Source organism: Frondihabitans sp. OV104 (assembly GCF_057787745.1).
The window spans coordinates 2,907,063-2,919,812 of the sequence record NZ_CM173541.1; the positions used below are offsets into that span (position 1 = coordinate 2,907,063).

Below are 12,750 nucleotides of genomic sequence, written 5' to 3' on the forward strand. Positions count from 1 at the left end.
CGAGCGGATCTAGCTGACGCGCGAGTCCGCGCCGGGTCGCACGGGCGACGCCCCGACGACCTCGACGAGCACAGGCAGGGGCGGGCCGCCGAGCACGGCGTCCAGCCCGGTGACGGCCTCGGAGGCCGCCCGCACGGCAGGGACCGGCGACGACCCGGCCGTCAGGCGCAGGCGCAGCTTGAGGGCCGGCGCTCCTTTGAGCTGATACGACGCGACCGAGACGGCTGCGATGTCGCGGCGCGGCTGGAGCGCGTCGACGAGCGCGGTCTCAGCGAACTGCGACGAGACGACGATCCGCCCGGCGGGCTCGTCGACCTCGACGACGCGGTCGGTGCGTCCGCCGCCGCGGGCGATCGCCGCGATGACGGCGACGAGCACGACGACGAGGCAGACGACTGCGAGTCCCCACGGCAGGTAGCTGCCGTCGAAGGGCGCGGGCTGGCCGATGGCCGACGACTTCAGCGCGGTGTCCTGGGCGTCGCGTGCGCGGCCGATCCAGTCCCGGACGACCGACCGGCCGGGGAGGGCCGCCGCGACGAGGAAGGCCCCGACCGCGAGGAAGACGAGCCCGACGAGCCCGAGGAAGAGCCGGTTGAGAGGACGATTGGTGGAGGTCATGCGCCGAGCTTTCCTGTTCGGGTAACGCGGACGTCGGCGGTGACGGCCGGCCGGTAGCCGATGGCCGCGAGCTCGTCGGACGCCGCGGCCTGCACGGCCTCGACATCGGCCAGCGCACCCGACGCGGGCGTGATCGTGACGCGGGCTTCACGACGCGAGACCCAGGCGCTGACCTGGCCGGGCGCCAAGGCGGCGGCGACACGGGTGGTGCGGGCGAGCGACGCGGCGACGACCTGGTCGTCGACGACCACAGCGAGGCGCGGGTCGTCGAGGGTGTGGCGGCCACGGCGGCCGGGCGTGAGCGCGATGACGAGCAGCACGAGGCCGAGGAGGCCGGTGACGATGCCGGCTGCGATCACGAGGCCGCCCTGGGTGGTCGCCGCAGTCAGGAGCGAGCCGAGCACGTCCAGCGGCGAGAACAGCAGAGGCTTCCGGCCGAGGGCGGCGTAGACGGCCTCGACGCCGACGTAGGCGGCGACGAGCGCGAGAACGACGAGGACGACGACGGTCGCTCCGGAGCGCGATGAATGGGTCTCGCGGCGCAGGATCCGCCGGTTGAGGGAGCTCATGAAAGTCGTCCGTTCGTGAGGGGGAGGCGGCTGCCGGTCACGGTGACATCGACGCGCGAGACGGAGCGCCCCGTGATCTCGGCCATGCGACGGGTCAGAGTCTCCTGGAGCGCTGTGATCGTGGCGACCACGCCGACCTGATCGGCGGGTACGGCTGTCAGCGGGGGGATCGTCATCGGCGTCGAGACGCGGAGAGCGAGGCTGCCGTCGTCGTCGCGTGCGTCGACCCGGACGTCGCGCCGCTCGACGAGCAGCTGCTCGGCCACGACGGCACCGCCGACGCGCTGGAGGGCGCGGGAGGCGATGCTGACGTGACCCGGGATCACGGGCCCCCGCCCGGGGACGTCGCGCGAGCCGACCGGGTGGTCGATGCCACCGGGGTGCACAGAGGTGGCCGCCGGGGAATCAGGACCCGACGACCACCCGCTCGAAGCCGCCCCGTCGCCATCGACGGGAGCGGCGGCCTGGGGGTCTGTCATTGGGACGAGCGCCGTCCGCGGAGCACGTCGGCGAGGCTGGAGACGTCGAGCTCGCCCGCCGCCACGCGGCCGACGAGGGCGCCGACGGCGATGAACACGGCCACCAGCACGAGCGCCCAGAAGCCGAAGGCCACCGCGACGACGCCGAGGACGGCGCCGATCACGATGCCCGTGGTCGTCGCGCTCACTGCACGCGGCTCTCGGCGGGCACGCTCTCGTCGTCGTCGTCCTCGCCGGGGATGTGCACGTCGTTGATCGCGACGTTGACCTCGGCGACCTGCATTCCGACGAGGTCGGTGATGGCAAGGGCGACCGCGGAACGGACCTGCTCGGCGACGGCGTTCATCGGCGTCGGGTACTCGACGACGATGGTGACGTCGGCGGCGACCTGGGTCTCCCCGACCTCGACGCGCACGCCCTGCGACAGGTCGGTCGAGCCGATCACGTCGCGGATGGCGCCGAACGCGCGGGCGGCGCCGCCACCCAGAGCGAACACACCGGGAACCTCGCGGGCTGCGATGCCGGCGACCTTCGAGATGACGCTGTCGGCGATGACGGTCTTGCCTGAGGTGGCCGCACCCGTGGCGGTCGTCGTGGTCGTCACCGGCGTGGCGAACTTGTCGACGCGGCCGGCCGCCGGAGTGGCGGTGGGCGTCGGGGTGGCGGTAGCGGTCGGGACGGTGGGCTTGTCGGCCATGATGGTGCTCCTCTGGGATGAGAGTCCGGGGCGGCTTGAGGCCGCGTAACGATGAGACGCATCCACTCCCGAAAACGTCACGCACTTTCTTCGAAAAACTTTTTTTGCAGGAACCGGGGTGTTGTCTGAGGGGGTGAACTTCGCTCCCCCGCCCGCGCCGTCGCTGGCCGAGGCCTCCGACGGGCTGCTCGCTCGCCGGGCGGCCGACGGAGACGCGCGCGCCTTCGAGGTGCTCCTGCGGCGGCACCTCGGCCTCATGACCGCCTACGCCGTGCGCCTCACGAGCTCGAAGCACGATGCGTCCGACGCCGTGCAGGAGGCCTCGGTGGCGATCTGGCGCGAGCTGCCCAACCTGACCACGCCGGATGCCGTCCGGGGATGGATGATGCGGATCGTCTCGCGGAAGGCATTCGACCTGATGCGGGCCAGGAAGCCGTCCGACGACATCGACGACGAGGCGGTCTCGGCGCGGCTGCCGGTCGACGACCACGGCGACCCGGCCCGCATCGCCCAGACCGACGACGCGATGGCCGGCCTGCGCCGCGCGCTCGACCGCCTGCCCCCGCTCCAGCGGCAGAGCTGGATCCTCCGCGAGGTGGGTGGCGAGTCGTACGGCGAGATCGCGGAGCACCTCGGCATCACGACCACCGCCGCCCGAGGCCAGCTGGCCCGGGCGAGAGAGACACTGACCACAGAGATGGAGGCCTGGCGATGAGCGACGAGACCGTCACCCTCGAGCGCCTGGCCGACTACCTGGACTCCGGCCGGATCCCCTACGACCCCTCGATCGAGGAGGTTCCCGAGAACGCCGGGCAGCTCGCTGTGCTGCAGCGCCTCCGGGCCCTGTCGAGCCGGCTGGTCGCCGACGAGGGCACCCAGGAGAGCCTCGCCGACCCGAGCTGGTTCGGCGGCGTCATGGAACGCGTCAGACGCGAGGCGCGGAGCGGCCGCGACATCCCTCTCGTCTCCTCCGACCTGCAGAGCACGCTGCATCTGACGGAGGGGGCTGTCCGCGGCCTCATCCGCGAGGCCGGCGACTCGGTGCCCGGAGCCGTGGTCATCTCCTGCGGTCTCGACGGTCCGCTCGCCGAGCCCGGCGCGCCGATTCACGTCGAAGTCACCATCAGCGCCCTCCGCGGGATCTTCGTGCCGGCGATGGCCGACGAGGTCCGCGAAGCGGTGGCCACCCGCCTGCTCGCGCAGACCGAGCTCGTCGTCGACAGCGTCGACGTGATCGTCGGCGACGTGCACCAGCTCGGCGGAGGTGCCGCATGACCGACACGCTCGCCGACGACCTCGCCGCGGTCGTCCGCTCCGTTCCCGGCGTCGCCGCGATCTACCCGCGGCCCGGCTTCGCCCAGCTCGCCCGGAGCGTCATCGGCACGGTCACGAAGACGACACCGCAGGTCGCCGTCGCCCTATCCGCGACGCAGACGAGGGTCGAGCTCGACGTCGCAGTGGGGCCCGAGCACTCGGGGCCCGCAGTGGCGCGCACGGTCGCGGCGGCGGTGCTCGACCATCTGGCCGCGCGAGGGGCGCCCGGGCCGGGCGTCGACGTCAGGATCGTCGCGCTGGGCTAGGGGCCTGGCGGCGGTGGGGCGCGAGTTCCTGCGCCCCTGGCATTCTGCGAGGTCAGACGGCGATGAGCCGTCGGAAGCGCGTGCCGTGGTAGACGAGCGGCTCCGTCTGGTCGCCGACGCGCAGCGACGTGACCTCGAGCACGACGACGTGGTGGTCGCCCGCCGGAATCTCGGAGCGCACCACGCACTCGAGCCACACGGTGGCGTCGTGCACGAAGATCGCACCGGACTCGGGCTCGTGGAGGTCGAGGCCGGCGAAGCGGTCGCGGCTGCGGCTCGACAGCTGGTAGCAGGCCTCGTCGTGGGCCGAGCCCAGGATCGAGATGCCGATCCTGCCCGCCTGCTTGAGGATCGGCCAGGTCGTCGAGGAGTTCTGCACCGAGAACATAACCATCGGCGGGTCGAAGGAGACGCCGACGCTGAACGACGACGAGACCATTCCGACCCTGACTCCGTCGACCTCTGCCGCTAGCGCCGCGACACCGGAGGGGAACGAGCCGAATGCGAGCTTGACCGCTGCTGCGGCATCGGGCGTGCCGACCTCGACGAGGTCGTGGATCGCGGTGGTGGTCATGGCTACTCCTTGCCCGAGGCAGACGAAGCGAGGGTGGCGGATGCGGATGCCAGGACGATGTCTCTCCAGTTGTCGAGCCAGCCGCCGTACGCGCCCTCGTCGGCGTAGGCCTTCTCGTTCAGATACAGGCCCTGCGCGGGAGCGGTGGCGCCCAGCTCGACCAGGATCGGCTTGAGCAGCAGCTCGGGAGCGAGGGCGTGAGTCGGCCCCGCGCCGAGCATGAGCGGCACGACCGTGACGCCCTTCAGCCCGGTGGCCCCGTCGATCTGGTCGAGGAAGCACTTGAGCACACCCGTGTAGCTCGCTTTGTACGTCGGCGAGGCCACGATCACGAGGTCGCTGCCGGCCACGAGCTCGACCGCTGCCTTCACGGTGTCGTCGCCCCAGCCGAGCAGAGAAGGACCGAGAGTGACCACGTCGACCTCGCTGTCGGCGGCTCGGCCGGTGATCGACTCGGCCACATGGCGGGCGGCCTCGAGCGTGCGGGAGGCCGGCTTGGGGTTGCCGGCGACGACTGTGACGATCATGGATGCTCCTTGACTGGGATGCGCTCAGTCTTCGCCCGGCGCATTTCGCCTGCGTGGCTCGCGAATTACGCCTGCATTACGCCGTGGGTTCTCAGGGGTCACGTGCCGTTCGGTATGCTTGACGGGCTGCGTCTCGGCGTAGTCTTGCTCCGCTTCGGCGGTGCGCGAGTGTAGTTCAATGGCAGAACTTCAGCTTCCCAAGCTGATAGCGCGGGTTCGATTCCCGTCACTCGCTCTCTCTGGTCGTTCGGCGTCGCTGTGTCGGCGGGTCCTCAGGCAGCGAGCTCGACGGCCTCCGGATGCGGGATCGTGACCCAGAGGTCGACCTCGTCGTCGGCGTCGAGGCCGAGGGCGGCGGCCGTCTCGTCGGGGGTCGAGGCGACGATGGTTATGGCGGTGTCGGATTCGGGGCGGCCGGTCCGGATGATGATGCGGCTCGACCGGACGGGCTCGAGGTGCCGAGCCACGTCGTCCAAGAGCAGGTCGAGGGCGGCAGGATCGAGGCCGTCGAGACCGCCGTCGTCGAGGATCTGCACGAGCGCGCCACGGCGGCGATGGGCCGAGACCACCTGGCGGACGGCCTCGTTGAGCAGGCTGCGGCCGCGGATCTCGTCGCGGAGAGCCTGCTCCAGCACGCGGCATTCGGTACGGGCGTCCTCGCCCAGTCGGCCGACCACGGCGATGATGTGGCGGAGGATCGGCGCCGCCGTGTTCCCGGCGTGCTGAAGTCGCTGCTGGCGCTCGGTGTCGAACGCGTCCAGCTCGGCCTGCTGGATCGTCAGCTCCACGTGCTGCCTGGCTGCGACCTCGGCCGCGGCCGTGACCTTGCGGATGGCGTGGTGGATGAGCAGCCCGGCTACGACGATCACGATCTCGCCGGCGAGGCCCAGCCGGATCACACCGGACGGGCCCGCCCACAGGGTCATCTGCGTCACGAGGGCGCCCATGGTGATGAGCGGCGGGAGCCTGCGGCCAGCCATCCACCCCATGGCCGCCCCCGCGAGGACGCCGCAGGTGAATCGGGCGATGGACGCCGAGTCGAAGTCGGCGGCATCGAGCCCGATCGTCGCGATGCAGCACAGGAGGACCCCGACTCCCGTGGTCACCCACGCGGCGCGGTTCGACATCGTTCCGCGCCGTGCTCCCTGGAGGAGGGCGGGCAGGATGCTCAGGCCGAGGACGGATGCTGCGACCGATGCGTACGCGTGGGTGACGAGAAGGGCGTCGAGTGTCGCGATGAGGGATGCCACGACGATCAGGGCGCCGAGGATTCGATAGAGGACGCGCCGCGGGATGACGGTGAACAACGACTCGCCCGGTCGACGGGTGAGCGGCGACGGGGCGCGATCGGGGTGCCACTCCAGGACGACGGTGGTGCCTTCGCCCGGTGCCGAGTGGATGCTCGCCGACCCTCCGACGTGACGCACGCGCTCCAGGATCGACACCCGGACGCCGAGTCGCTCCTGTGGGATGGATCCGAGGTCGAAGCCGGATCCGTCGTCCGAGACGGTGATCCGGAGGCCGCCGTCGTCGAGTCGGGAGCCTGCGGCGGTCCGCCGGGCGGACGGCCCGGCATGGGTCACGCTGTTGCAGAGAGCCTGCACGGTCGCGGAGATGAGAGCCTCCGCCACCTCGGGCGGCAGCTCCAGGGCGTCCAGGCCGGTCAGGTCGAGGGTGGCCACACCACGGAAGCGGGCGAGGTCGGCCTCGGCGTTCGACAGTGCCGTGCCGAGGGAGGCGATCCGCGGTGGCGTCTGCGGGCGAGCGCCGGTGGCAGACACGATATCGAGAGCCGCCCGGGCCATGCCGGCAGCACGGTCCGGCGCGTCGTTGCCGGCCGCAGCCAGGAGTGCCGCGAGAACAGTGTCGTGCAGCAGCGCGTCCGTGCGGACACGCTCGGCTTCGAGCGCGCCCTGGCGCTGGTGGTCTTCGAAGAGCATCCGCGCTCGCTCCTCGGCCCGGTCCGCCCGATCCGCCCGCGCGCGCAGCGCCCGGACTCCCGCGATCAGGCCCGCCGCCAGCAGGAGGAGTCCGAAGTTGGTGATCAGGGTGTGGGCGATGGGAAGCCTGTCGGCGTAGACGACGGCCAGAGCCGCGTCGATCCCGAGGCAGATGACGCCGGCGCGGAACGGGTTCGACTCGGCCAGCGCAGTGCAGCTGAAGGCGATCAGAGACAGGCCGAGGAGCCATGGCGTCGATCCCAGCGGCAGCGGGTCGCGGAGCGTGAAGGGCTCCACGACGAGGAGCGCGACGTAGGAGGCCACCGGCAGCCAGAGCCCCGTCCGCAGCAGGCCCGTGCTCCGCGCGAGCGCGAGGGGCAGCGGCGCCACCATCGACCCCGCCAGGCAGAGAGCCACGACGAGGAGAGGGAAGCGGTCGGGCCTGTGATCCCCGACGAACTCGGGCAGGGCGAGGAGCACCAGCAGGCCGGCGACGATGGCCAGCGTCGCGGCCATGCCTCGCTCGACCCCGAGCCGGAGCGGCGCCGTGCTGCTGACAGGTCGTGTACTCGTCGCGGCGGGGCGCGACGGCGGGATCCTGCGAAGGGACGATGACAGATCGGCCGACTGATCTGGGTGAGGCTCGGGCACCTCGGTACGCTACGTCGACCCGAGCCCGGAGGCGACACCCCAGAACGGGTCTGGGCTGCGTTCACGCTGCGCAGAGCGCCTGATTCCTGGCTGGCCACGCGGTCAGGATGAGGTGACGGCCCGCATTCCGAGTGCCGATCCGAGCATCGTCTCCATGGCCGCATCGACGAGGCGGTCCCCCTGCGCGCGTTCGATGCGCCCGGACGCGACGAGTGCTGCGATCCCCTGCATCGTCGCCGCGAAGAGCATCTTGAAGACGTCTCGTGACTCGTCGTCCCCCTCGGCCGACCGCGCCCCGAGGGCACCGTCGAGCGTGCTGAAGAGGGCGCCGGCGGCCTCCTCGATCCGTCCGGGTCTGCCAGTCGCCTTGGCCTGGAACATCAGTTCCATCAGCGCGGCGTCGTCGATGGCGAAGTCGACGTAGGCGCGGGCGACGCGGCCGAAGCGGGCCGGCAGGTCTCCCCCGCCACCCAGCGCCGTTCGGACGGCGACGGTGAGGCGGTCGAAACCGAGTTCCGCGAGCGCATCGAGCAGCGACTGCCGGTCGACGAAGTGGCTCCGCGGCGCACCGTGGCTGACGCCGGCGCGGCGAGCGAGATCGCGGAGGGAGAGACCGTCGACCCCCGACTCGCGAAGGACCATCGTGGCCTCGTCGAGCAGGACCGCGCGCAGGTTCCCGTGATGGAAGGGCTTCTGCGTCATGCCGCAATCGTAACCCTGATCCTGTCATTGCCTATTTTCTAGACACCGCCTAGATTGAGCACATGACAACTCATCCCTCGCTCCTCGTGCTCGGTGGCACCGGGCAGACCGGACAGCACTTCACGCGACTCGCCCTCGAGGCGGGGCACCGGGTCCGGGTGCTCGCGAGAACACCCGGAAAGCTCAGGAGCACCCACCCGGAGCTCGAGGTAGTTCAGGGCTCTGTAGACGGAGACCTCGACCTCGACGCCCTGCTCGACGGCATCGACGCTGTCGTGATCATGCTCGGCAATGCCGCCGCGCAGCGCGAGCGACAGGTGAACACGACGTTCGTGCGCCTGCTCGTCCCCGCCATGCGCCGCGCCGGCACACGGCGACTCCTGTACCAGGCCGGGGGTCTCAGCGCGGCTCCGGGCACGCGACTCCCCCTGGTGCTCCGGCTCGTGCGGAACACGATAGCTCGGAGCTACATCGGTCAGCACGAAGACAACGAGGCCGTGATGCGCTACCTCGACCAGGACGCCCGCGACATCGAGTGGATGGTTCACCGCGCCGGCATCGGCTCGGACGGACCCTCGAAGGGCGAGCTCCGCCGATCGAGCTCCCGGATCAGCATCGGCACGTTCGTCGACTGCGCTTCTTACAACCTGCGGACGCTCCTGGACGACTCGGCCGTGCACACCGCAGACGGCAGCACCTACCGGCGGCGCTGACCGGGGTGAGGGATCCTGGGGCGCCCTAGCGGCCGGGGGCCGCGAGCACCGCGGCCGCCACGCGGCGGGCGAGCTCGAACGGCCGACTGAACGTCTCCATCCCGATGGTCACGATGGCACCCTCGTAGAGCAGCATCATCGTCTTCGCCGTCTCCAGGGGGTCGGCGCTACCGGCCTCCTCGAGGAGCTCGGCGAAGACTCCGAGCAGCCACGCCTTCTGCCGGGCGACCTCGGGGAAGACCGGATGGCCGTCGTGGCCGTTGCCGATCTCGGCTCGGGCATTGATCGCGCTGCAGCCTTTCGGGGTGTTCGCATCGGACCACGAGATCGAGGCGTCGAAGACGGCGAGCACCCGCTCGACGCCCGGCTCCGGGACGCGCTCGAGAGCGGCGGCGAGGTGCGCTCGCCAGCGCGCGTCGCGATGCCGCAGGTACGCGACGACGAGCTCCTCCTTGGAGCCGAATCGGTCGTAGAGGGTCTTCTTCGTGACGCCGGCCTCCGCTGCGATCGCGTCGACCCCCACCGCATGGATACCCCGCTCATAGAACAGCGATGACGCAGCGTCGAGGACGCGGCGCGCGCCCGGAGTCAGAGGCAGAAGATCAGGAACGGTGACGGGCATGCGCTGATTATACCGACCTGTATAGTCGCACCCATGAGTAAACAGATCGGTGTACTCGGCGGCCTCGTGTCGACCCTCGCCGCCATCGCGTTCGTCGCCTCGTGGAGTTCCGGCTTCGTCATCGCCGCGGTCGCGACCGTCGACGTCCCGTGGACCATGCTTCTCGTCTGGCGGTTCGCGCCGCTGGCGGTCGTCCTGCTCGCGATCGGCATCGCACGAGGCTCGATCAGGCGCGCGCCGCTCAAGGACCTCGGACGCCAGGCCCTGATCGGCCTGTTCGCCCAGTTCGGCTACTGCGGATTCGTGTACGCGGCAATCGCCGCAGGGGTCGCCACCGGGACGACGGCACTCATCGATGCCGTGCAGCCCCTTGTCGTCGCCACGCTCGTGGGGCCGCTCCTCGGCCTCCGCGTGCGGGGCCTCCAGCGGGTGGGCCTGGTCGTCGGCGCCGGCGGGGTCGCGCTCGTGGTCAGCTCACAGGTGGGCGGGTCGAGCGCCCCCGCTCACGCCTATCTGCTTCCCGCGGGGGCCATGGCCTGCCTCGTCGTGGGCACCTTCATGGATCGCCGGCGACAGTCCCCGCTTCCTGTGCTCACGACCTTGACGGTCCACGTGTCGGTGACAGCCGGCGCACTGACGGTCCTCGCGGCGCTCACTGGCACTCTCCTGCCCCCGGCATCGCCGACGTTCTGGTCAGCGGCGGCGCTCTCGGCACTGGTTCCGACGATGATGGCCTACGGCCTCTACTGGTGGCTGCTGCGCCGACTCGGCATCACTGCCGTCAACGCTCTGCTCTTCCTGGTCGCTCCCGTCACCGCGGTCTCGGGAGCGGTGCTCCTAGGCGAGCCGCTCACCCTCGCGACCGTGCTGGCATTCGCCCTCTGCGCCGCCGGTGTGACGGCGGTCCTGATCGCTGACGGCCGCGGGGAGCTGCGCGCCTCGCGGCGAACCGGGCCGATCTCCGACCCCGAAAGCAGCAGACCCGTCGCCAGACTCACCGCTTCACCCTCCAGACGGACGCGCGCCATCGCCGCGACGCGGAACGATCGACTGTGATCGAGCACCGTGCCGCAGCCCCTGTCCGCTGGTACAGGCCGGCACCGGGAGACGACAGGGCATCCGGCCCGACCCTGCTCTGGCTGCATGGCGGCGGGTTCTTCCGAGGGAGCCCGGATCAACCGGAGGCACACGACGTCGCGCTCTCTCTCGCGGAGCATGGCGTCACGGTTGCGACCGCGGGCGCGTGCCTCGCGGCCGCCGCGACTCTCCGAGCCATCGACGAAGACCTTCGTCCGGCAGGCGCCGTCTTCGCGTACGGCTTCTTCCACTCGACGCATCCGCGAACACGGGAGGGGCGGCAGAGATCCCGTGGGCACCGGCGGATCACGCATTCCAGATGGGCCCTGAACTGGATGAACCGCAACTACGCCGGGTCGGCCGAAGCTCTCTCCGATCGCCTGGCGTTCCCCGGCGGCCACGACCTCGACGCCTTTCCGCGGACTCTCGTCATCAACGCGGAGCATGACAACATGCGCGCGTCAGGAGACATGTTCGCGACTGAACTGGGGGCTGCTGGAGTCGACGTCCGGCATCACATCCAGGCGGGCTCGCGCCATGCGTTCCTGAATCGACCGAGCCTCGACGCCTTCGCCTCCGCGATCTCGCTGGTCGCCGCGTGGACTCTCCTGGATGAGCACGCGCGCTAGGGGCACTGCTCCGCAGACCGGGCCCGGCACCGAACTCAATCGACGTGAACTCGACCGCGTCGTGCCGGCCCCGCCGACATACTGAAGCCATGACCCGCGCACTCCTCCTCATCGACATCCAGCTCGACTACTTTCCGGGCGGAGCCTTTCCGCTCGTCGAACCGGAGGCTGCCGCAGACGCGGCCCGCAGCGTGTTGGAGTCGTTCCGGGCCTCCGGCGAGAAGATCGTGCACATCTTCCACGTCTCGACCGACGCCGACGCCACGTTCTTCCGGCCCGGCACCACGGGCCTCGACTTCCACCCCTCGGTCGCACCCGTCGACGGCGAGCTCGTCATCGAGAAGCACGAGCCGAACAGCTTCATCCAGACAGGGCTGCAGGAACTCCTCACCGCCGCCGACATCACCGAGCTCGTGATCGTCGGCATGATGAGCAGCATGTGCGTCGACTCGACCACGCGGGCCGCTCACGAGCTCGGCTTCACCGCGACCGTGGTGTCGGACGCCTGCGCGGCGCCCGACCTGGCGCTGGGCGACGTCGTCGTGCCGGGCGCGAGCGTCCACGCGGCCTTCATGGCGGCGCTCGACGGGAGCTTCGCGACGGTGGTGCCGAGCGCCGCGCTGCTCGGGGCCTGAGCCGCCTACTCGCCGCGGACGCGCAGCTCCTCCCGCAGCTGCCGGATCTCATCGGCGAGCTCGCGAACCTGATCCTGCGTCTTCGCCTCGGCGATCTCATCCTGCTGCGAGACGCGCTCGACGATGTACGAGGCGAGCGTCGCCGTCACGACACCGATCAGAGCGATGCCGCCGAGCATGACCCCGGCGGCGATGAACCGGCCGGTCGTCGTCACGGGGTAGAGATCGCCGTATCCGACGGTGGTGATGGTGACGAATGACCACCAGAGTGCTTGCGGGAAGGTCGTGATCAGCGACCCGTTGGCGTTGCGCTCGGCGTCGAGCTCGGCGAGCGATGCAACGAACAAGAGCAGTGCCGTCGTCGAACCGGCGAAGACGATCACGCGGCCGCGGAACGCAGCACTCGCCCGGCGCTGGAGGATCGACACCAGTGTGACGAGCCGAAGCAGCCGAAGCGGACGGAGTACCGGTAGCGCAACGACGAGGAAGTCGAACAGGTGCGTTGCGAACCAGTGGGCTCGACGCTCGGCGAGAACGAGGTTGACGGCGTAGTCGATTACGAAGACCGCCCATGTCACGTTGATCACGGCGTCGGCAAGCACGGCGGGCCCGCCGGTCAGATCACCGAGCACCTCCCAGGCGTACGCGACGAGGAAAACGAGCGCGGCGCCCGTGAGCGGCCACTCAGTCAGACGCTGCCAGCGATTTTGCTTCACGGGATGACCGTAGCGAGCAGC

General features: G+C 70.6%; 18 protein-coding genes and 1 tRNA gene. 8 read left to right on the forward strand and 11 right to left on the reverse strand.

The window, feature by feature from the left end; translation table 11 throughout:
- Window positions 1–9: 9 nt before the first annotated feature.
- The 5 genes from AC3CBB_RS13565 to AC3CBB_RS13585 are packed head-to-tail and all read right to left on the reverse strand — an operon-like array spanning window position 10 to window position 2,363.
- Window positions 10–618: a hypothetical protein gene (locus AC3CBB_RS13565; protein ID WP_488625002.1), complete on the reverse strand. Its 609-nt coding sequence runs from the start codon at window positions 616–618 to the stop codon at window positions 10–12.
- Window positions 615–1,187 carry a DUF6286 domain-containing protein gene (locus AC3CBB_RS13570; RefSeq protein ID WP_488625003.1) on the reverse strand — a complete coding sequence of 191 codons (573 nt, stop codon included), beginning with the start codon at window positions 1,185–1,187 and terminating at the stop codon, window positions 615–617. The genes AC3CBB_RS13565 and AC3CBB_RS13570 overlap by 4 nt, the downstream gene beginning before the upstream one ends.
- The gene (locus AC3CBB_RS13575) at window positions 1,184–1,666 is read right to left on the reverse strand and encodes a hypothetical protein (protein ID WP_488625004.1); all 483 of its coding nucleotides are present in this window, start codon (window positions 1,664–1,666) and stop codon (window positions 1,184–1,186) included. Before AC3CBB_RS13575 ends, AC3CBB_RS13570 begins: the two co-directional genes overlap by 4 nt.
- Window positions 1,663–1,854, reverse strand: coding sequence for a DUF2273 domain-containing protein (locus tag AC3CBB_RS13580; RefSeq protein ID WP_123505743.1), 192 nt, complete (start codon window positions 1,852–1,854; stop codon window positions 1,663–1,665). Before AC3CBB_RS13580 ends, AC3CBB_RS13575 begins: the two co-directional genes overlap by 4 nt.
- Entirely contained in the window at window positions 1,851–2,363 is a 513-nt protein-coding gene (locus AC3CBB_RS13585; protein ID WP_488625005.1) for an Asp23/Gls24 family envelope stress response protein, read from the reverse strand. Before AC3CBB_RS13585 ends, AC3CBB_RS13580 begins: the two co-directional genes overlap by 4 nt.
- Window positions 2,364–2,496: 133 nt before the next feature.
- On the opposite strand from AC3CBB_RS13585, the gene AC3CBB_RS13590 reads away from it, so the two are divergent.
- Genes AC3CBB_RS13590 through AC3CBB_RS13600 form a run of 3 tightly spaced genes read left to right on the forward strand, consistent with a single transcriptional unit; the run spans window position 2,497 to window position 3,943 of the window.
- Window positions 2,497–3,078, forward strand: coding sequence for an RNA polymerase sigma factor (locus AC3CBB_RS13590; protein ID WP_488625006.1), 582 nt, complete (start codon window positions 2,497–2,499; stop codon window positions 3,076–3,078).
- On the forward strand, window positions 3,075–3,638 hold the full coding sequence (locus AC3CBB_RS13595; RefSeq protein WP_123505746.1) for an Asp23/Gls24 family envelope stress response protein: 564 nt from the start codon (window positions 3,075–3,077) through the stop codon (window positions 3,636–3,638). Before AC3CBB_RS13590 ends, AC3CBB_RS13595 begins: the two co-directional genes overlap by 4 nt.
- Window positions 3,635–3,943 (forward strand): hypothetical protein, encoded by a 309-nt coding sequence (locus tag AC3CBB_RS13600; RefSeq protein WP_123505747.1) that lies wholly within the window; start codon window positions 3,635–3,637, stop codon window positions 3,941–3,943. The genes AC3CBB_RS13595 and AC3CBB_RS13600 overlap by 4 nt, the downstream gene beginning before the upstream one ends.
- Before the next feature lie 52 nt (window positions 3,944–3,995).
- On the opposite strand, the gene AC3CBB_RS13605 is transcribed toward AC3CBB_RS13600, so the two are convergent.
- Together AC3CBB_RS13605 and AC3CBB_RS13610 are read right to left on the reverse strand one after the other, a co-directional pair.
- Window positions 3,996–4,517 carry a flavin reductase family protein gene (locus AC3CBB_RS13605; RefSeq protein ID WP_488625007.1) on the reverse strand — a complete coding sequence of 174 codons (522 nt, stop codon included), beginning with the start codon at window positions 4,515–4,517 and terminating at the stop codon, window positions 3,996–3,998.
- Window positions 4,518–4,519: 2 nt separating this feature from the next.
- On the reverse strand, window positions 4,520–5,044 hold the full coding sequence (locus AC3CBB_RS13610; RefSeq protein WP_123505749.1) for an NADPH-dependent FMN reductase: 525 nt from the start codon (window positions 5,042–5,044) through the stop codon (window positions 4,520–4,522).
- A gap of 164 nt (window positions 5,045–5,208) precedes the next feature.
- Here AC3CBB_RS13610 and AC3CBB_RS13615 point away from each other — a divergent pair.
- Window positions 5,209–5,279 (forward strand) — tRNA-Gly (locus AC3CBB_RS13615).
- A 37-nt stretch (window positions 5,280–5,316) separates the two neighbouring features.
- Here the strand turns inward: AC3CBB_RS13615 and AC3CBB_RS13620 are convergent.
- Entirely contained in the window at window positions 5,317–7,500 is a 2,184-nt protein-coding gene (locus AC3CBB_RS13620) for a sensor histidine kinase (protein ID WP_488625008.1), read from the reverse strand.
- A 237-nt stretch (window positions 7,501–7,737) separates the two neighbouring features.
- Complete coding sequence (locus AC3CBB_RS13625; protein WP_488625009.1) at window positions 7,738–8,337, reverse strand: TetR/AcrR family transcriptional regulator; 600 nt, start codon at window positions 8,335–8,337, stop codon at window positions 7,738–7,740.
- A 62-nt stretch (window positions 8,338–8,399) separates the two neighbouring features.
- Here AC3CBB_RS13625 and AC3CBB_RS13630 point away from each other — a divergent pair, with 62 nt between their 5' ends.
- The gene (locus AC3CBB_RS13630; RefSeq protein WP_123505752.1) at window positions 8,400–9,050 is read left to right on the forward strand and encodes an NAD(P)-dependent oxidoreductase; all 651 of its coding nucleotides are present in this window, start codon (window positions 8,400–8,402) and stop codon (window positions 9,048–9,050) included.
- A gap of 25 nt (window positions 9,051–9,075) precedes the next feature.
- Here AC3CBB_RS13630 and AC3CBB_RS13635 read toward each other — a convergent pair whose 3' ends face one another.
- On the reverse strand, window positions 9,076–9,672 hold the full coding sequence (locus tag AC3CBB_RS13635) for a TetR/AcrR family transcriptional regulator (RefSeq protein ID WP_488625010.1): 597 nt from the start codon (window positions 9,670–9,672) through the stop codon (window positions 9,076–9,078).
- Between the two features lie 33 nt (window positions 9,673–9,705).
- On the opposite strand from AC3CBB_RS13635, the gene AC3CBB_RS13640 reads away from it, so the two are divergent.
- From AC3CBB_RS13640 to AC3CBB_RS13650, 3 genes are all read left to right on the forward strand, one after another.
- A complete protein-coding gene (locus tag AC3CBB_RS13640; RefSeq protein ID WP_488625011.1) occupies window positions 9,706–10,728 on the forward strand; it encodes a DMT family transporter in 1,023 nt (340 codons plus the stop codon).
- Window positions 10,725–11,378, forward strand: coding sequence for an alpha/beta hydrolase (locus AC3CBB_RS13645; RefSeq protein ID WP_488625012.1), 654 nt, complete (start codon window positions 10,725–10,727; stop codon window positions 11,376–11,378). Before AC3CBB_RS13640 ends, AC3CBB_RS13645 begins: the two co-directional genes overlap by 4 nt.
- Before the next feature lie 89 nt (window positions 11,379–11,467).
- Window positions 11,468–12,013: a cysteine hydrolase family protein gene (locus AC3CBB_RS13650; protein ID WP_488625013.1), complete on the forward strand. Its 546-nt coding sequence runs from the start codon at window positions 11,468–11,470 to the stop codon at window positions 12,011–12,013.
- Between the two features lie 5 nt (window positions 12,014–12,018).
- On the opposite strand, the gene AC3CBB_RS13655 is transcribed toward AC3CBB_RS13650, so the two are convergent.
- Window positions 12,019–12,729 (reverse strand): potassium channel family protein, encoded by a 711-nt coding sequence (locus tag AC3CBB_RS13655; protein ID WP_488625014.1) that lies wholly within the window; start codon window positions 12,727–12,729, stop codon window positions 12,019–12,021.
- Window positions 12,730–12,750: the final 21 nt, after the last annotated feature.